This is a genomic window from Pseudoclavibacter sp. RFBI5 (assembly GCF_002931395.1).
Taxonomy (GTDB): Bacteria; Actinomycetota; Actinomycetes; order Actinomycetales; family Microbacteriaceae; genus Pseudoclavibacter.
The window spans coordinates 20796-38611 of record NZ_PSYA01000009.1 but is presented as its reverse complement, the minus strand read 5'-3'; the positions used below and the strand labels follow the sequence as shown (position 1 = coordinate 38611).

General features: G+C 68.8%; 18 protein-coding genes. 12 read left to right on the top strand and 6 right to left on the bottom strand.

Annotation, left to right across the window (positions count from 1 at the left end; all coding sequences use genetic code 11):
* The first annotated feature begins 49 nt into the window (after nucleotides 1-49).
* Entirely contained in the window at nucleotides 50-1501 is a 1452-nt protein-coding gene (locus tag C5E06_RS06900) for a glyceraldehyde-3-phosphate dehydrogenase (RefSeq protein WP_104242267.1), read from the top strand.
* 79 nt (nucleotides 1502-1580) lie between these two features.
* On the opposite strand, the gene C5E06_RS06895 is transcribed toward C5E06_RS06900, so the two are convergent.
* On the bottom strand, nucleotides 1581-3083 hold the full coding sequence (locus C5E06_RS06895) for an APC family permease (protein ID WP_104242265.1): 1503 nt from the start codon (nucleotides 3081-3083) through the stop codon (nucleotides 1581-1583).
* 234 nt (nucleotides 3084-3317) lie between these two features.
* Between C5E06_RS06895 and C5E06_RS06890 the strand changes: the two genes are divergently transcribed.
* The 6 genes from C5E06_RS06890 to C5E06_RS06865 all read left to right on the top strand — a co-directional run bounded on the left by C5E06_RS06890 (nucleotide 3318) and on the right by C5E06_RS06865 (nucleotide 7537).
* Nucleotides 3318-3866: an RNA polymerase sigma factor gene (locus C5E06_RS06890; protein WP_104242263.1), complete on the top strand. Its 549-nt coding sequence runs from the start codon at nucleotides 3318-3320 to the stop codon at nucleotides 3864-3866.
* A complete protein-coding gene (locus C5E06_RS06885) occupies nucleotides 3863-4438 on the top strand; it encodes a hypothetical protein (RefSeq protein ID WP_146081323.1) in 576 nt (191 codons plus the stop codon). The genes C5E06_RS06890 and C5E06_RS06885 overlap by 4 nt, the downstream gene beginning before the upstream one ends.
* Nucleotides 4435-4731, top strand: coding sequence for a hypothetical protein (locus C5E06_RS06880; RefSeq protein ID WP_104306405.1), 297 nt, complete (start codon nucleotides 4435-4437; stop codon nucleotides 4729-4731). The genes C5E06_RS06885 and C5E06_RS06880 overlap by 4 nt, the downstream gene beginning before the upstream one ends.
* A gap of 69 nt (nucleotides 4732-4800) precedes the next feature.
* The gene (locus C5E06_RS06875; RefSeq protein ID WP_104306404.1) at nucleotides 4801-6282 is read left to right on the top strand and encodes a S1C family serine protease; all 1482 of its coding nucleotides are present in this window, start codon (nucleotides 4801-4803) and stop codon (nucleotides 6280-6282) included.
* Between the two features lie 58 nt (nucleotides 6283-6340).
* Entirely contained in the window at nucleotides 6341-6766 is a 426-nt protein-coding gene (locus tag C5E06_RS06870; protein ID WP_219820188.1) for an NUDIX domain-containing protein, read from the top strand.
* Nucleotides 6767-6880: 114 nt separating this feature from the next.
* On the top strand, nucleotides 6881-7537 hold the full coding sequence (locus C5E06_RS06865; RefSeq protein ID WP_104306402.1) for a PadR family transcriptional regulator: 657 nt from the start codon (nucleotides 6881-6883) through the stop codon (nucleotides 7535-7537).
* A 56-nt stretch (nucleotides 7538-7593) separates the two neighbouring features.
* On the opposite strand, the gene C5E06_RS06860 is transcribed toward C5E06_RS06865, so the two are convergent.
* Nucleotides 7594-8265: a hypothetical protein gene (locus C5E06_RS06860; protein ID WP_104308685.1), complete on the bottom strand. Its 672-nt coding sequence runs from the start codon at nucleotides 8263-8265 to the stop codon at nucleotides 7594-7596.
* Nucleotides 8262-9710 carry an alanine--tRNA ligase-related protein gene (locus C5E06_RS06855; protein WP_104306401.1) on the bottom strand — a complete coding sequence of 483 codons (1449 nt, stop codon included), beginning with the start codon at nucleotides 9708-9710 and terminating at the stop codon, nucleotides 8262-8264. The genes C5E06_RS06860 and C5E06_RS06855 overlap by 4 nt, the downstream gene beginning before the upstream one ends.
* 107 nt (nucleotides 9711-9817) lie before the next feature.
* Here C5E06_RS06855 and C5E06_RS06850 point away from each other — a divergent pair, with 107 nt between their 5' ends.
* Complete coding sequence (locus C5E06_RS06850) at nucleotides 9818-10531, top strand: RraA family protein (RefSeq protein WP_219820187.1); 714 nt, start codon at nucleotides 9818-9820, stop codon at nucleotides 10529-10531.
* A gap of 60 nt (nucleotides 10532-10591) precedes the next feature.
* Here C5E06_RS06850 and C5E06_RS06845 read toward each other — a convergent pair whose 3' ends face one another.
* The gene (locus C5E06_RS06845) at nucleotides 10592-11518 is read right to left on the bottom strand and encodes an SDR family NAD(P)-dependent oxidoreductase (RefSeq protein WP_104306400.1); all 927 of its coding nucleotides are present in this window, start codon (nucleotides 11516-11518) and stop codon (nucleotides 10592-10594) included.
* Between the two features lie 89 nt (nucleotides 11519-11607).
* On the opposite strand from C5E06_RS06845, the gene C5E06_RS06840 reads away from it, so the two are divergent.
* From C5E06_RS06840 to C5E06_RS06825, 4 genes are all read left to right on the top strand, one after another.
* Nucleotides 11608-12015: a MarR family winged helix-turn-helix transcriptional regulator gene (locus C5E06_RS06840; RefSeq protein WP_104242245.1), complete on the top strand. Its 408-nt coding sequence runs from the start codon at nucleotides 11608-11610 to the stop codon at nucleotides 12013-12015.
* A 34-nt stretch (nucleotides 12016-12049) separates the two neighbouring features.
* The gene (locus C5E06_RS06835) at nucleotides 12050-12898 is read left to right on the top strand and encodes an oxygenase MpaB family protein (RefSeq protein WP_104306399.1); all 849 of its coding nucleotides are present in this window, start codon (nucleotides 12050-12052) and stop codon (nucleotides 12896-12898) included.
* A gap of 137 nt (nucleotides 12899-13035) precedes the next feature.
* Nucleotides 13036-15342 (top strand): glycoside hydrolase domain-containing protein, encoded by a 2307-nt coding sequence (locus tag C5E06_RS06830; RefSeq protein ID WP_104242241.1) that lies wholly within the window; start codon nucleotides 13036-13038, stop codon nucleotides 15340-15342.
* A complete protein-coding gene (locus tag C5E06_RS06825; protein WP_104306398.1) occupies nucleotides 15339-16628 on the top strand; it encodes a glycosyltransferase in 1290 nt (429 codons plus the stop codon). The genes C5E06_RS06830 and C5E06_RS06825 overlap by 4 nt, the downstream gene beginning before the upstream one ends.
* Before the next feature lie 303 nt (nucleotides 16629-16931).
* Here C5E06_RS06825 and C5E06_RS06820 read toward each other — a convergent pair whose 3' ends face one another.
* Together C5E06_RS06820 and C5E06_RS06815 are read right to left on the bottom strand one after the other, a co-directional pair.
* Nucleotides 16932-17417: an SRPBCC family protein gene (locus C5E06_RS06820; protein ID WP_104299223.1), complete on the bottom strand. Its 486-nt coding sequence runs from the start codon at nucleotides 17415-17417 to the stop codon at nucleotides 16932-16934.
* Nucleotides 17414-17797: a helix-turn-helix transcriptional regulator gene (locus C5E06_RS06815; RefSeq protein ID WP_104306397.1), complete on the bottom strand. Its 384-nt coding sequence runs from the start codon at nucleotides 17795-17797 to the stop codon at nucleotides 17414-17416. The genes C5E06_RS06820 and C5E06_RS06815 overlap by 4 nt, the downstream gene beginning before the upstream one ends.
* Between the last annotated feature and the right edge of the window lie 19 nt (nucleotides 17798-17816).

The following is a 17816-nucleotide window of genomic DNA, read 5'->3' as shown; positions in this document are numbered from 1 at the left end:
TGAGCCTGGCTGTCAGGCGTGAACTTTCGACGTTGAGGGGTCCCATTCGATGATGGAAAAGTCCGAGAAGACGCAGCACGAGTGGCTGGAGAAAGTCGGCATCGCCGAGCGGATGATCCCGCTCATCGGGAACCTCTACCGCACCCGCAACGTCGTGACCTCCATCTACGGTCACCGGCTCATCAACCTCTCCGCGATCGACATCATCAAGGCGCACCGCTTCGCGCGCCGCATCAACGACGTCGAGCTGTCGCTGGACGCGACGCTGCCCATCCTCGAGCGGCTGCAGGAGTTCGACCTCGGCACCGCCTCGATCGATCTCGGCGAGCTCGCGACCCGATTCGCGGCCCAGGCCGAGGACCTCGACACCTTCCTCGCGAATCAGCTCCTCGAGGTCATCGGCACCGGCTCGCCGGACTCCGGCGCCGACGTCGTCCTCTACGGATTCGGTCGCATCGGCCGCCTGCTCGCCCGCATCATCATCTCGCACGCCGGCACCGGACGCGGGCTGCGCCTCCGGGCCATCGTCGTGCGCAAGGGCAGCGACAACGACCTCGAGAAGCGGGCGAGCCTCCTGCGACGCGACTCCGTGCACGGCGCCTTCGCGGGGTCGATCTCCGTCGACCAAGCAGCCTCGACCATCCAGGCCAACGGCACCGTCATCAAGGTCATCTACTCGAACGACCCGGCCACCGTGGACTACGCCTCGTACGGGATCCGGGACGCCATCGTCGTCGACAACACGGGCCGCTGGCGCGACGCCGAGGGCCTCGCGCAGCACCTGCAGAGCCCCGGCGTGCGTCGGGTGCTGCTGACGGCGCCGGGCAAGGGCAAGCTCAAGAACATCGTCTACGGCATCAACAACGCCGGCATCACGGACGACGACCGAATTCTCTCGGCAGCATCCTGCACGACCAACGCCATCACGCCCGTCCTCAAGGTCATCGACGAGCGATACGGGGTCGTGCACGGACACGTCGAGACGGTGCACTCGTTCACCAACGACCAGAACCTCATCGACAACTTCCACAAGGGGGACCGCCGCGGACGCGCCGCGGGACTCAACATGGTCATCACGGAGACCGGCGCGGCGAAGGCAGTCGCGAAGGCGCTCCCGCACTTCGAGGGCAAGCTCACCGGCAACGCCATCCGCGTCCCTACGCCGGACGTCTCCATGGCCGTGCTCAACCTCACGCTCGAGCGTCCGACGACTCGCGGCGAGGTGAACGACTTCCTCCGACAGATCTCGCTCAGCTCCGTCCTCCGTCAGCAGATCGACTACATCGAGTCGAGCGAGGTCGTCTCCACGGACTTCGTGGGCACGACCCGGGCCGGCATCGTCGATGGGCTCGCGACCATCGCCGAGGGCAAGAACCTCGTGCTCTACGTCTGGTACGACAACGAGTTCGGCTACTCCACCCAGGTGGTGCGCATCATCGAGCAGCTGGGTGGCGTGCAGCCCCCGATCGTGCCGCACCGCAAGGAGCTGTCGCAGATCTAGCTCCACGCCGCATCACACAGCGAGACGGCCCCCGTCCACCGGAAGGTGGACGGGGGCCGTCTCTGCGAGCAGGGGCCGGCTACTTCAGCTCTCCGGAGCCCAGCTTGTCGGCGAGCGAGTGCTGCTCCTTGCCGAGGCGCGAGTTGCGGCGGCTGTAGAGGAAGTAGATCGCGAGGCCGATGACGAGCCAGATGGCGAAGCGCAGCCAGGTGAGCGTCGAGAGGTTGAGCATGAGCCAGAAGCACAGCACCGCCGAGAGGATCGGCAGGAACGGCGACCACGGCATGCGGTAGGCCAGCTCACGGTTCGGGTACTTCTTGCGCAGCACGAGGATGGAGAGGCTCACGAGCACGAACGCGGAGAGCGTGCCGATGTTGATCATCTCCTCGAGCCAGTCGACGTTCGTGAGCCCGGCGAGCAGCGCGACCGCGACGCCGACGCCGATCTGCAGGCGGATCGGCGTCTTGCGCTTCTCGCTCGTGATGCTCCACGAGCGGGGGAGCAGCCCGTCGCGGCTCATCGAGAACAGCACTCGGGCGAGGCCCATGAGGAGCACGAGGATGACGGTCGTGAAGCCGAGGAGGATGCTGATCGAGATGATCTGCGCGGCCCAGTCGGCCCCCACGAGCACGAATGCCGTCGCGAGCGACGGGGTCTCGGACGCCGCGAGGTCGGTGTAGGACACCATGCCCGTGATGACGAGGCTCACCGAGAGGTAGAGCACGGTGACGATGGCGAGGCCGAGGAAGATGCCGCGGGGCAGGTTCTTCTTGGGGTTCTTGACCTCTTCCGCGCTCGTCGCGACGACGTCGAACCCGATGAACGCGAAGAACACGATGGAAGCGCCGGCGAGGAGGCCGAAGACGCCGTACATGCTCGGCTCAGCACCGGACATGAAGGAGAACAGCGACTGGTGCCACGCATCCGCTCCCGAGTCCTGCGCGGGCTGGGACGGCGGGATGAACGGCGTGTAGTTCTTCACGTTGACGAAGAAGGCGCCGACGACGATGACGAAGAGCACGGTCGCGACCTTCAGGATCGTCAGGACCGCGCTGACGCGGGAGGACAGCTTGGTGCCGAGCGCGAGCAGCGTCGTGAGGACGGCGACGATGAAGAACGCGGCCCAGTTCAGCTCGAAGAGCCCGAAGATGCTGAGCTTCGGCGGGATGTCCCAGCCCCAGATGTTGACGACCTCCTGCAGGTACACGCCCCAGTAGCTGGCGATGACGGCGGAGGCGGAGAGCATCTCGAGGATGAGGTCCCAGCCGATGATCCACGCGAGCAGCTCTCCGAGCGTCGCGTACGTGAACGTGTAGGCGGAGCCGGCGACGGGCACCGACGACGCGAACTCGGCGTACGCCATGATCGCGAGACCGCACGTGACCGCAGCCAGGAGGAAGCCGATCGTGATCGAGGGGCCGGCGTTGTTGGCGGCCGCCTTCGCTCCGACGGAGAAGATGCCGGCGCCGACGGCAACGGCGACGCCCATGATGGCGAGGTCCCACACGCCGAGGGAGCGCTTGAGCGACCGTCCCTCGGAGTGCGAGTCCGCAAGTGATGCCTCGATGCTCTTCGTGCGCATCAGGCTTTCGAAAAAGCTCAAGGAGTTCCCCCAGGATTGTTGCAAGCGCGCGTGGGCACGCGCGCGCGAGTGGAGTTTACCTGTTGGAAACACGATGGTCGACGCTCGAATTCGCCGCTTTCGTCGTCGGCCTCCCCGGGTGCCAGGCATTGGCAGGAAGCGGCGAGGATCGGTGTCATAGGGTTGCTCGCGAGTGGAGCCGCCCGGCCCACTGGCTTTCGCGAAGGAGGGGCCATGCCTGACCTCGCCGAGGCGCCGGACGCGTTGCTCGTCGCCCGCGCCAGAGACGGTGACCAGCGCGCGTTCGAGGTGCTCATCCGTCGCCACTGGGGGCTCATGATCGCCACCGCGATCCGACTGCTCTCGTCCCGCGCCGACGCCGAAGATGCGGTGCAGGACGCCTGCATCGTCGCCTGGAAGCGACTCGACCTCCTCCGCGAGCCCAGTGCCGTGCGCGCCTGGCTCGTGCAGATCGCGGCTCGCAAGGCGACCGACCTGCTCAGGAAGAGGAAGTTCGAGCAGGACATCGACGACGTCGTGGCACCCGCCGCGAAGGAGCTCGGGCCGTCGGCCCAGCTCGAGCTGAACGCAAAGCTCGATACCGCATCCCGAATTCTCGGCACGCTCCCCGAGCTCCAGCGGCAGTGCTGGGTCCTGAAGGAGACGGCGGGTTTCACCTACGCCGAGATCGCCGAACAGCTCGAAACGAACACCTCGACGGTGCGAGGGGCCCTGTCGCGGGCCAGGCTCGCGCTGCTGCGGGGAATGGAGGAATGGGCATGAGCGAAGACGACGAACCGACCATCGGCGCGGCGGGGTACACCCTCACGCAGCTCTCCGAGTATCTGGAAGCCGGTCGCGTGCCCTACAACGCCGACATCGAGAGCGACCCGGAGTGCGAGCGAGCGCTCGAAGCCCTCGAACGCGTCACACGCGCCTCCCACGACCTCATCGAAGCCGAGTCGGCAGCGACACCAGGGCCGAGCGGAGCGTGGCTGCAGTCGATGCTGCGTGGCATCGCGATGGATGCTCGTGCAGGCCGCGAGATTCCGCTCACCTCGGTCGAGCCCGAGTACGAGTTCTCGCAGAGCGAGGGCGTCGTGCGCGAGATCGTCCGACGCACGGGGGATGCCATGGACGGCGTCCTGATCGGTCGCTGCGTGCTCGACGGCGAGGTGACGGAGCCAGGTGCGCCCGTGCACCTCACGGTCTCCGTCACGGTCCTGGGCTTGAGACCGCTGCATCCGCTGGCCGACCGCGTGCGGGAGGCGATCGCCGAGGCGCTCGCCGTCCACACGACCCTGCAGGTCACCGGCATCGACATCGTCATCGCCGACGTGAGGGGCGCCGAATGATCGACCGCGAGCGTATCGCCGAAGCCGTCGAGGCTGCGACCATCGGTGCTCCTGGGGTGGTGGAGCTGCTGCCCATCACGAGCATCCATCTCGGATCGCTGCACGTGGAGGTCGGCACGTCGGGCGACGCCACGACCGTGGCCGTCCGGGTGCGGGTCGAGGCGTCTGCGCCGCAGGCGCAGATCCTGGAAGGTCTCGCCGAGCGCATCAAGGCGGCTGCGCTCACCGTGCTCCCGCCCGGATCTCTGGTGCGGGTGCGGATCAGGGTGCACGCGCTCGCGGGTCGAAGCTGAGCCACAGCTTCGCCATAGGAAGGCCATAGCCCCGGGTTGGATGCTCAGTGGTGTCGAAAGGAACCACACATGTCCACCCCCTCCTTCCCGGAAACGAACCCGCAGGACGGCGCCAAGCCGCACCTCGAGTCCTCCGCTCAGCAGCCCTCCTCGTCCTCGCAGTCGCACGCCTTCGCGCCGCAGTACTCCTCCGGCCCGTACCAGCCCGGCCAGTACGCGCCGGCCGGCTACCAGGCGCCCCAGTACCAGGACTACTCGGCGCCCCAGTACTCGACCCCGGACTATGCGGGCGCCGAGTACCCGTCGAACAGCTTCGGCCCGGCAGGTTCGCCGGCAACGGCGCAGGTGCCGAAGCCCCGCAAGCGCCGCTTCGGCACGGTCGCGCTCCTCACCGCGGGCCTCCTTGTCGGTGGCGTCGTCGGTGGCGGCGTTGGCGGAGCCGTCGTCGGCGGCTTCGGCTCGTCCCAGGTGGCCGCGGGCTCGTCCAGCTCGCAGTCGATCACGGTCAACAACCCGCAGGACGCGACGCTCGTGACGAGCATCGCCGCGGTGGCCTCCCCGAGCGTCGTCACGATCTCCGCATCCTCCGGTCAGACGGGGGCGAGCGGCTCCGGTGTCGTCGTCGACGGTTCCGGGTACATCGTCACGAACAACCACGTCGCGACGATCGACGGCGCAACGGGCAACGCCGAGCTCTCGGTCCAGACGAGCGACGGCCGCCTGCTGCCTGCGACCCTCGTCGCCGGCGACCCTGTGCTCGATCTCGCGATCATCAAGGTCGAGGACACGTCGCTGACCCCCATCACGTTCGCCGACTCCGACTCGCTCAATGTGGGCGATGTCGCCGTGGCCATCGGCGCTCCGCTCGGGCTCTCCGACTCGGTGACCGAGGGCGTCGTGAGCGCGCTCGACCGTGGCATCCTCGTCAGCTCCTCCGCGGTTCCGGAGGAGGTCCAGTCTGACGGCACCCAGGAGGACAGCCCGTACAACTTCTGGCGCGGCGACCCGAACTCGTCCGAGGGGCAGACGAGCACCCAGGGCTCGTCCTCCGTCGCCCTCCCGGTCATCCAGACCGATGCCGCCATCAACCCGGGCAACTCGGGTGGCGCGCTGGTCAACCAGGACGGTGCCCTCATCGGCATCAACGTGGCGATCGCTGGTGCCGGCAGCAGCAGCGGTGGCGCGTCGGGCAACATCGGCGTCGGCTTCTCGCTGCCGTCCAACCTCGTGAAGCGGGTGGCGGAGCAGCTCATCTCGAGCGGCGCCGTCTCGCACGGATTCCTCGGAGCGAGCGTCAGCGACCCTACGGCGGCAGACTCGAGCATGGCCGGGGCCTACGTGACTCAGCTCACCGCAGGGGGCCCCGCGGCGCAGGCCGGCGTCCAGGCCGGTGACGTGATCACCTCGTTCGGTGGGCACCGAGTCTCCAGCTCGACGGACCTGACGGCCCAGATCCGTGCCCTCGAGCCGGGAACGCAGGTCGAAGCCGTGCTCATGCGCGGCGGCCAGGAGCAGACGGTCCGGGTCACGGTGGGCAAGCTCGGGCAGTAGCGGCAGGAACGGCGACGCCTCCTTTCGGCGCCAGCGGGCACGCACCTATCCTTGGTGCGTGCCCGCTTCTGTGTTGACTGTCGCCGCCATCTGCTTCGAGGATTCCGAGGGGCAGGTGCTCACGGTCCGCAAACGCGGGACGACGAAGTTCATGCTCCCCGGCGGGAAGCTCGAGCCGGGGGAGTCGCCGAAGGCGGCGGCTCTTCGCGAGATCGAGGAGGAGGTGGGGATCGTGCTCGACGACGCCGACGTGACGCTCCTCGGGGAGTGGACGACTGCGGCCGCGAACGAGGCGGCGACCGGCCTCATCGGCACGGTGTACTTGGCAGAGCTGAGCGGGACGCCACGGGCTCGCGCCGAGATCGCGGAGCTGCGCTGGGTGGATGCGTATCCGGCCCCTGGAGCTGACCTGGCCGATCTCGCGCCGTTGCTCAGCGAGTGCGTCATGCCCGAGCTCCGGAGGCGCCGCGACGCGCGTGCCTGAGCGCTTCCCGAACCTCTCGAACATTCTCCGATATATCGCTTGACAGCAACTCTTCTCCGATATATCGTCGAGCTATCGGGGTTGCACGGTGCAGCTCCAGCAGAAAGGTTCACCATGCGAAAGCACTTCACCCACAACCACCACCCGCTTGACGCAGACCGAGGCCGCTCCCACGAGCAGGGCCACGGGTTCGGCCACGAGGCCGCACAGGACGAGCGCGTCCGTCGCTTCTCGCACGGATTCGGCCCTGGACGAGGATTCGGCCCAGGATTCGGTCCGGGGGCCGGCCACGGTCCAGGCTTCGGCCCGAAGTTCGGCCCACGCGGCCACCGCCGGGCAGGCAAGGGCGACGTCCGCGCCGCCATCCTCTCCCTTCTCGCGGAAGGCCCCTCCAACGGCTACGGCCTCATCAAGGGCATCGCGGAGAAGACCGACGGCGTCTGGCGCCCAAGCCCCGGTTCCGTCTACCCGACGCTGCAGCAGCTCGTCGACGAAGACCTCATCGAGCAGGGCGGCACTGAGAAGAAGCCGGTCTTCGAGCTGAGCGATTCGGGCCGCACCTACGTGGCCGAGCACGCCGAGGAGCTCGAGCAGGGCTGGCGCGGTGTCGCCGGGATGTCAGAGTCCGCGAGCGGCCTGCGCGAATCCGCCATGCAGTTCATGGGCGTCATGCAGCAGTTCCGCCTCGGTGCGACCGAGGAGCAGCAGCAGGAGGCCACCAAGGTCCTGGACGACGCCCGCAAGGCGCTCTACACGATCCTCGCCAAGTAGCGGCGTGCGGACGCCGACGGCCGAGAGCGTCTGCCCGCAGCGCCGGGGGAGCAAGGTCAGGAGCGGTCGCGCTGCTTGGACTCGCGTCGCTCCTGAATCTTCGCCTCGCGCGCGAGCTTCCGCAGCTCCTTCTCGAGGTCGTCGAAGCGATCGGCGCGTTCCGGGTCGTCCTCTGGCGAGGTCGGCAGCTGCATCCGCGGGCTGCCCTTCGACCACGGGTCGAGCAGCTCGTGCTCGATGTGCGCTGAGATCTCGGTCCACGCGTCAGCTCGCGCCTGCTCGATGAGCCCGTCGATGAACGCCTCGTCCTCGCGGTCCGCTTCGATGCGCTCGCTCACCGCCTGCGAGGCCCGCTCGCGGAAGCTCAGCGTCTCGATGTCCGCGTGCCGGTAGTCGTGGGCGCTCAGCGACCGACCTGGTCGCGCGCGGTCCCGAACCCCGGCCACACGCTCCGCCGAGTACCGCAGCTCCTTGAGCACCCGGTCGAGCGAGGCGTTCGCCGCCTCGCGATAGTCTGCGGCAGCGAACGGCACCTTCTCGCCGACGGTCCGCTTGATGATCGAGTTCTTCACGTCGAGTCGCACGATGCGCATCGCCAGCAGCAGGCCGTCGTCGATGGCCTCGGAGAGCTCAGGGAAGATGACCGGAGGCAGCCCCGTCTTCTTCTTGGGCTTCGTCTGCTGACTCGTGGAAGCTGTCCGAGCTCTGCGACGCCAGCGGAACATCATCCCTGGCCCTTGGGGGCCTGAGACTCCTGGTGCGGGAGTCCAGCCGCGCCGAGCTTCGTGGCTCCGCGTGAGCGGGCCCGCTGCTCCTCGAGGGCTTCCAGGAACTCCGCCTCCCAGGCCACATCGACGTCGATGCCCTGTCGTCTGGCTTCCTCGACGCTCAGCTCACGCGGGAACCCGTGCGTGTCGGAGAGCAGGAACACGTCGGCGCCGGTGAGCGTCGACCCCTTGTACGCGGCGAGCGCCTTGAGGCCGCCCTTGAGGGTGCGGCGGAACGAGCGCTCCTCCTTGACGAGCACCGCGACGACGTCCTCGCGACGCTCGCGCACCTCCGGGTAGTCATCCACGTAGAGGTCGGCGATCGTCGGCACGAGCTCCGCGAAGAAGTTCTCGGAGATCCCGAGGATGAGGGCCTCGCGGATCGCGCGACGCACGAGGCGGCGCATGACGTACCCCTGCTCCTTGTTCGACGGCACGACCCCGTCGACCGCCAGGAACGTCGCCCCGCGCAGGTGGTCGGCGATGATGCGCATCGAGAGCGTGTGCTCTTCGTAGCTCTTGCCGCTCAGCTGCTCGATCTGCTCGACGATCGGGCGCAGGAGCGAGATCCGGAACACGTCGGGGGAGTGGATCGCGGCCGCGGCGATGCGCTCGAGCCCACCGCCGAAGTCGACGTTGCGTCGTTCGAGCTCGACGAAGGAGCCGTCTTCGACGCGCCGGTACTGCATGAAGACCTGATTGCCGATCTCCATGAACTGGCCGCTGTCGCTCGCCGGGTGCGCGCGACCGTAGGAGGGGTCGTGGTTCTCCGGTCCGAAGTCGTAGAAGACCTCGCTGTCGGGGCCGCAGGGGTCTCCGATGGGGGTCGCCTCGAGCGATCCGCCACGCGACCACCAGTTCTCGCCGCCGTCGTAGAAGAAGATGCGCTCGCCGGGGTTCACGCCGCGAGCGTCGCCGTCCGCCTGGCTCCCCATCTCGACGATGCCGGCTTCGATGCCGCGCTCCGCGAAGGCCGCCTGCCAGATGCGGGCGGCCTCGTCGTCTCGGGGGATGCCCGCGGCCTCGTCGCCGATGAACGCGGTCACGTAGAGACGGTTCGGGTCGATGCCGACCTCGTCGACGAGGAACGACAGGAACGCGGGGATCTGCTCGGACTTGAAGTAGTCGCCGAGGCTCCAGTTGCCGAGCATCTCGAAGAACGTCGTGTGGCGGTTGTCGCCGACGTCCTCGATGTCCTGCGCGCGCACGCAGGGCTGGCTGTCGGTGAGGCGCGTTCCGGCGGGGTGGTCTTCGCCGAGAAGGTAGGGGAGAAGGGCCTGCATGCCACTCCCGGTGAAGAGCGTCGACCCGTCGCCGCGGGGGATCAGCGGGGCTCTGTCGATCCTGACGTGCCCGAGTCGCTCCTGGTAGTCGAGGTAGGCATTGCGAATCTCATGCGCGTCCATGTGGAGAGTGTTTCACAACTCCGGATGTCGTATCGTGATCTCGCCGAACGTGGGGGCGTTCAGGCACTCGGCGACGAGTGCTCGAGTGAGGTTCAGGGGAGTCGTCTGTGCAGGAGATCGCGCAATTGTGGACCGGTGCGACGGGGCTTTCGACCGCGCACGTCGCCGACGGGAGCGTGCGGGCCGGGGTAGCCGCGCGCTGCGGGCCCGCAGCGGTGAGGCCCGTGTCGGAGGGCGCGCCGCGGCTCGCGGGACGCTGCCTTCCCGTTCGCCACTTCGGCAGCGTCGACGTCCTCCTCGAGGCCATGGATCGGGCGCACCCCGGCGACGTGCTGGTCGTCGACAACCAGGGCCGCACCGACGAGAGCTGCGTCGGCGGCCTCATCGTGCTCGAGGCGAAGGCGGCAGGGCTCGCGGGCATCGCCATCTGGGGACTGCATCGGGACACGCGCGAGGTTCGCCGCGCAGGGTTCCCGGTGTTCAGCCTGGGTTCGCTGCCCGCAGGTCCCGCGCGCCTCGACGAGCGTCGGCGCAGCACGTTCTCGTCCGCGGAGTTCGGGGAGCACACCGTGCGCACGCGCGACGTCGTCTTCGGCGACGAGGACGGGGTCGTGTTCGTGCCTGGGGACCGAGCCAACGAGGTGCTCATGCATGCCCTGCAGCTCAGGGACGCCGAGCGCTCGCGGGCCACGAGCATCCGCCTCGGCACGACCCTCCGCCAACAGGTGCAGTTCTCCGCCTACCAGCGGGCGCGCCGGAGCGAGCCGGAGCTCACGCTGCGCGAGCACCTCGCCCGGACCGGCGACGCCATGATCGTGTGACCTGTCGTGCGCTTCTTGGCGAACGTCCCGCTCAGGCCGAGGTGACCGCCTCGCTCAGGCTCAGGCGACCGTCTCGCTCAGGCGAAACGTCGCTGAGGTCGATTCCTCGCTCAGCTGCCACAGGCGCTCGGCCCGCTCGCGGTCGCGCTGCGTGGTCGGCTTGTCCAGCTTCACGGGGGCGCCGCGCACGGTGCGCGCCGGGCCGAGGTAGTCGCCACCGGCGACCGTGTCGCTCGTCAGCGCGTGCACGGCGATAGCCGCAGTGCGATGCTTCCCGTGCGCGAATGGTCCGGCGAGGCGCGACGCGAAGCGCTGCCAGGCGGTCGGCTCGTTCACGCCCGTGCGCACTGGGGTCGCCCCGTTGACGGGGATGCCCGGGTCGACGACCAGCGCCTCCGCGGGGGCGCCGGCTGCTCGCAGGCGACGGTCGAGCTCGAACGTGAACATCTCGAGCGCGTGCTTCGACGCGGCGTAGGCGCGGCGCGGCTCGTACAGGTGCGTGCTCTGCCAGTCCTCGAGGTCGAACGGGTAGATGCGGGTGGCGAGGCTGCCGACGGCCACAACCCGGCTGGTCTCCGCCGCATCGCCGTGGGCTGCGGGCTTCGGGGCGACCAGCGCATCCATGAGCTGAGCCGTGAACTCGAAGTGGCCGAGGTGGTTGGTCGACATCGTGAGCTCGCGACCGGCCGCATCGTGCTCGCGCTGCGTTCCCGGAGCCATGTGCGCGGCGTTCAGCAGCACCCCGTCGAGGCGCTCGCGGGAGCTCAGCGAAGCGGCCGCGCTCGCGATCGACTCGCTCGACGTGAGGTCGAGGACGATGCGGCTCGTGCTCGCATCCGGCACCTGCTCGGTGATGGAGATCAGGGCCGTGTTGAGTTTCTCGATGCTGCGCCCGAGCAGCACGACGTGGTGGCCGCGGCGTGCGAGCTCTTCCGCGGCGAAGTAGCCGACACCCTGCGTGGCACCGGTGATGGCGAAGGTCTTCATCGTCACACTCCTTCAAGCCTCGAACGTTTCGAGACTCAGAGTACAACGCTTCGATTGCTGAAATATTTCCGTGGCGTAAGGTACTGAATATGGATTCGCTGGAACGGGCGATGCGTGCCGTCTACGAAACCGCGCAGAGCACCAATGTGGCTGCTGAGCGGGAACTCGAAGCGCTCGGGCTCACCTTCCCGACCGCGCAGGCGCTCTGGGCGATCGATCCGGACGCGCAGCCCCCCGCGATGAAAGAGCTCGCGACCAAGCTGCACTGCAACGCCTCGAACCTCACCTTCGTCTCCGACCGCCTCGTCGATCGCGGCCTCGTCGAGCGCCGGGAGAGCGAGCACGACCGACGCTCGCGGGTGCTGACGCTGACCACCGAGGGCAAGCGGGTGCGCAAGCTCGCGATCGCAGCGCTCAAGCGCGCATCGCCGCTCGCCGGCTGCAGCAGCACCGAGCTGAAGGCCATCGCGAAGAGCCTGACCTCTCACGACGCGTGACCTTTTCAGCAGCCCCCGAGCGGGGGAGTGACTGATGGAGACGTGGACCGCCGCCTCCATCGATGACCTCGTGTGCGTCGAGCTCCCACGCAGCTCACGCCTGCTCGCCCTGGCCATGGGGGCCGCGAACGTCATCATGCAGCTCTCCAACCCCGCCGTCGGTCAGGGGGTCGCGCACAGCCGCGTCACGAGTGGGCGCCTCGACGTGCACCCCATCAAGCGCACCAGGACGACCCTCGGCTACCTCGCCGTGGCCGTCCTCGGCACCGTGGAGGAGCGCCGCGCGTACCGCAGGGCGGTCACGCGGCAGCACGCGAAGGTGCGCTCCGACCGTGACCCGCGAGCCACCGAGGAGTACTCGGCCCTCCGCGTCGACCTGCAGCGCTGGGTCGCGGCATGCCTGTTCGTGGGCTCCCGCGACGTGCTCGAGCTCGTCGAAGGCTCGCAGGCAGGCGCGTCCGCGGAGCGCTTCCTGCTCGAAGGGCGCGTCTTCGGGACCACCCTGCAGATGCCGCCGAGCGCGTGGCCGGGCAGCACCGCCGCTTTCGAGGAGTACTGGCGCGGCGAGCTCACGAAGCTGCGCATCGATGACGAGGTGCGCAGCTACCTGCTCGACATCGCCAGGCTCGAATTCGCCGCGGCGGTGCTTCCCGAGCGGATGCGGGCGTGGCATCAGCGGCTCACGGTCGGCTTCCTGCCGCCCGAGTTCCGGCGCGCGCTCCGCGTCAGGTGGACGCGGGCCGACGAGACGTGGTTCCGGAGGCAGCGCGCCGCCTTCGTGCGAATCGAGCGCGTGCTCCCGCTCGCCGCCTCCGGCCTCGTGTACCGGCTGCTGCTGGCCGACGTGCGCTGGCGCATCCGCTGCGACCGCCCGCTGGTGTGAGGGACGCGCGCGCCGTCGCCGTGCCCGCGCGCGCCCCGCGAGCTCGCGTGCGCGACCCAGGGCGTGCACAGTCTCCCGACGCGTGAACGTAACGTGACGTCCACACTCCCGTAGCAGGGCCCGTCCAGGCTCACAGCATGACCACCCGCGTAGACCCGTTCATCGGCACAGAGCCCACCGCGCTGCCGACGCAGACGGGCCTCGCCGCGACCTGGTGGTGGCCGAAGCCGCAGATCGGCAACACGCATCCGGGCGCCACCTACCCACTCGGGATGGTCTCGGCCTGCGCCTACTCTGGCGCGTACCCGACCGGCTACGGCCGTTACGACCTCAGCCTCGAGGGCATCCCCGAGACGATCTACGACGGCACGCTCGCCTCGGGATTCACGCACTTCCAGCAATCGGGCACCGGGGCGATCCGCAAGTACTACAACTACTTCCGCGTCACGCCCATGATCGAGCCGCTCGACGTGCTCGGGCGCACCTGGTCGCTCGACGACGAGGACGCCTCACCCGGCTACTACGCGGCGACGCTCGGCAACGGCATCCGCGCCGAGATCACCGTGGGTCCCAAGAGCGCCGTGCACCGATACACGTTCCCGAAGCACTCGAGCGCCAGGGTCGTCGTCGACTTCTCGCTCGGCGGCCTCGCCATCCCCTACGGGGCCACCGTTCCGCTGCGGGCCCACCTCGAGACCGTCAGGCCCGGCGTCGCGACGGGTGAGATCGTGGCGGAGGGCGCCCCGCTCGCCGTGCACATCGAGTGCGACACTCCCCAGTGGCGCCAGATGCTGTGGCACGATCGGCGCCTCATGCCGGGCGGCACGCGCCTCGACTTCGACCACATCCGCCCAACGACGCTGCGGCCGTTCGGCCTCATGTGGGCGGGCCCGAGCGAGGAGGGCCAGGTCGTCGAGGTGCGCATCGGCTTCTCCCTGCGCGGGGTCGAGCAGGCCGAGCAGAACCTCAGGGACGACTGCGGCGACGGGGAGGGCAGGTTCTCGGACCGACTCGCCGAAACCGGGCGCGCCTGGCAGGAGCTGCTCGACGAGGTCCAGGTCGAGACGGGCTCGACCGAGCGCGAGACGGTCTTCTCGACAGCCATGTACCACTCGTTCGTCAAGCCCTCCTTCGCGCTCAACGAGAGCCCCTTCTGGCCAAGCGACGGACCCTTCGTCTTCGACCTGTCGACGATGTGGGACATCTACCGCACCCAGCTTCCCCTGCTCACCGCGCTGCGTCCGGACAAGGCCGTCGAGCTCGCCAACGCCCTCCTCACCATCTGCGAGGAGGAAGGCAACTTCCCGATCGGCTACCGCATGGCCAAGGGCAGCGACCGCTTCTCCCGACAGGGCAGCGCGCTCGCGCACACCTTCCTCGCCGACCTCTGCCAGCTCGGACTGCCCGGCATCGACTGGGACTGGGCGCTTGTGCACATGGCCGATGACCTGCGGCGCACGTACGGCGAGGAGTTCCTGCTGCGCGGCGTCGCGCATCCCATCACGCACACCCTCGACCTCGCGTTCGGGTACTGGTGCACGGCCCGCGTCGCGGCTCGCGTCGGCGACCTCCAGCTCGTCCAGCAGCTCGAGAAGCGCGCAGGACAGTGGCGGGGCGCGTTCGACCCGGCCACGGGCCTGCTCGTCGACTCCAACTTCTACGAGGGCTCCAAGCACAACTACTCGTTCCGGATCCTCCACGACATGGCAGGGCGGATGCAGCTGAGCGGCGGGCCGGAGGGCTTCGTCGCGCAACTCGACGAGTTCTTCGGCTACGGCGCCCAGCCGGTTGTGCAGCCCGGCCGCTCGCCCGGCATCGAGGAACTCGCGGCCGGCTACGCCCTCGGACGCTTCGAAGGCCTCAACAACGAACCGGACATGGAGGCGCCATGGGCGTACCACTACGCCGGACGACCGGACCGGACCGCGGAGATCGTGCACGCCATCATCACCCAGCAATACGCGACGGGACGAGGCGGCCTGCCAGGCAACGACGACTCGGGCGGCCTCAGCTCCTGGTACGTCTGGGCCTCGCTCGGGCTGTTCCCCGTGGCTGGACAGGCGAGCTTCCTCATCAACGCGCCCGCCTTCGCCGAGTCGTCGCTCGCGGTCTACGGGGAGCGCTTCCGCATCACGACGACAGGGTTCCGCGAACCCGCGCACGGCGGCCCAGTCCAGTACGTGCAGAGCGCCCACCTCGACGGCAGGCCGCTCAGCAGGAGCTGGCTGTCGCCCAGCGAGCTCATGGCGGCGCAGGAACTGCATCTGGAGCTCGGGCCCGAGCCGAGCGACTGGGGCACCCGCGAACAGGACCTGCCGTCGTCGTTCCCTGCCCCAGCATCCGCCCCACCAGCCGCACCCACCTCACCCGCAGCATCCATCCCCGCCACCCCACCCCTCGTCGACGGCCAGCCGGCGACACCAAACCCGGGAGGACCCTCATGAACAAGATCCAGAACCGCCTCGTGATCGTCGTCCGCGCCGATCCAGTCATCTGCGGGCACTCCGTCGAGGCCCGCAACCTGGCGGAGGCCGCACGCCTGCGCGGCTTCGACGAGGTGCGCATCGTCACGTGGCCCATCGAGCGCCTGCAAGCGGCAGGGCTGCCGCTCAAGCCCCTCGAGACGGTCATGCCCTACAGCGACGGCATCTTCGTCGACCGCCCCGCGCCCGTCGGCGACTACAAGGTCCCAGACGGCCGCTACCTCGCGGGGCTCGTCGGGCGCCTCGTCGAGCTCTTCACGGACGGGGTGCCGACCGTCTGCATGTCGCTCTACCTCAGCCCGCACACGCTCGCCGTCGCGGAGGCGCTCACCGTCGCCCGTTCGACGGGCCTGCCCGTCAACGTCACCACCATCGCCGAGGCCGTCGGCTCCGACGTCACCAACGTCGTCAAGCACGCCGTCGAGGACGGCCGCCTCGGCGCGGCAGCCCACATCCTCTCGGCGTACCTGTCCCAGGACGTGTGCGTCGCCGTCTCCGAGTACACGCGCGACCTCATCGTGGGGGAGGCCGCCAAGGTGGACGCGCAGCACGGCACCCGCTACGCGCCCCAGTGCCAGGAGCGCATCGACATCTCCTACCCGGCCATCGACTCGAGCGCGTACGTCGACCTCGCCGACGCCGACATCACCGCCGCCGTAGAAGCTCGCGGGCTCAAGCGCGACGGCTACGTCATGTTCCTGTCGAGGCTGACCGAGGCGAAGGGCGTCGAGGACCTCATCGCGGGCTTCGAGCAGTCCCGCGTCGCCGACGACCCCGAGATCCAGCTCGTCATCGCGGGACGAGGGCCGCAGGCTGAGGAGCTGAAGGCGATCGGTGCCGCGTCACCGCTGGCCGACCGCATCCACTTCCTCGAGGACGTGGGAGACGCCGAGAAGCCCTTCCTGATGGCCGGATGCGCGGCGTTCGTGCTGCCCACGAAGCCGCGCCCCGAGTTCATCGAGACCTTCGGCATCGCGCTCGCCGAGAAGATGCTCGCAGGCGGCGGGCCGGTCATCACGACCGTCACCGGCGGCGTCGGGGAGGCTGTGGGGGACCACGCGCTCATCGTGCCCGTCAACAGCCCATCGTTGATCGCGGACGCGCTCAACACGGCGGTGCTCGAGACCAGCGCCGCCGAGCGGCGGCTGCTCGCCGTCCAGGCGCGTGACTACGCGCTCCAGTTCGACCGGCTGGCGGTCTTCGACAAGCTCTTCGACCGGCTGCCTCGAGTCGCGATGGCGGCCTGACCCGCGCGGCCGCTCAGCGCCCCATCCGTTCGCCTGACCACTCGCGTGACGAACGTCCCGGGATTCGGTGCTCGTTGCCGGGTTTCGGGGTTTTCGTCACGGGAGTTGGCCATGGACGGCGCGCGCTCAGCTGCATGTCGGATCGGTTCGCCAGTTGTTTGCCTGACCAACTCGCGTGACGAACGCCCCGGGATTCGGTGCTCGTTGCCGGGTTTCGGGGTTTTCGTCACGGGAGTTGGCCACAGATGGCGTGGCGTGGCGGGGCGGGGTCCGCAGTGTGGAGCGTCGGCGAAGCGGGGCGGCTCAGAGCGCGAGGAGGGCGTCGAGCTTCTCGTACCCCTCTCGCACGCCGTGCTCCATGCCGCTCGCGACGAGCCCGTCGCGCATCTCGAACGACTCGAGCAGACTCGTGCTCGTCACTCGCGTGCGGCCTCCCTCGAGTGCCTCGAACACGATGGTCTCGAGGAGCACGCCGTCCGGGATCATCTCGAAGGTCTGCGTCTGCACGATGCGCTCGTTCTCCCGGACCTCGTGGAACGAGCCGTAGAAGGTCGCGATCTCCTCGCCGTCCTTGAGATTCACCCACCGGTAGGCGCCTCCCGTGGCCGCGTTCCAGTGGTCGATGTTCGTCGACACCTCGTGCGGGCCGACCCACTTCGTGAAGAGGTCGGGGTCGACGAATGCGCGGAACACGCGATCCGGGGTGGCCTCGAACTCGCGGACGACGGAGACGTTCGGCACGTCTTCGCCAACCGTGACGGCGGTGTCGTTGGCTGATGTGGTGCTCATGATGTGGTTCCTTTCGCTGGTTCTGGTTCTGGTTCTGGTGCTTGGTGCTGCGTGGTGTCGTCCGGCAGGGTCTCGAGCAGCGCGTCGAGTCGGCGGAACCGCGCCTCCGCGGCGGCCTGGTAGCGCTCGATCCACGCGGTCATGAGGCTGAGGACCTCCGCTTCGAGGTGCCGGGGTGCGCGGACCGCGCTGCTCGTACGGGTGACGAGGCCCGAGTCCTCCAGGACGCGCAGGTGCTTCGAGATCGCCTGCACCGAGACGTCGTAGGGAGCTGCGAGCTCTCCAACGGTCGCGTCGCCGCTGGCGAGCCTCGCGACGATGTCGCGTCTCGTCGGGTCGGCGAGCGCCGCGAAGATGGGGGAGAGCGCGTCGGTGGTCATAGCTCCTCGATTGGGTTTG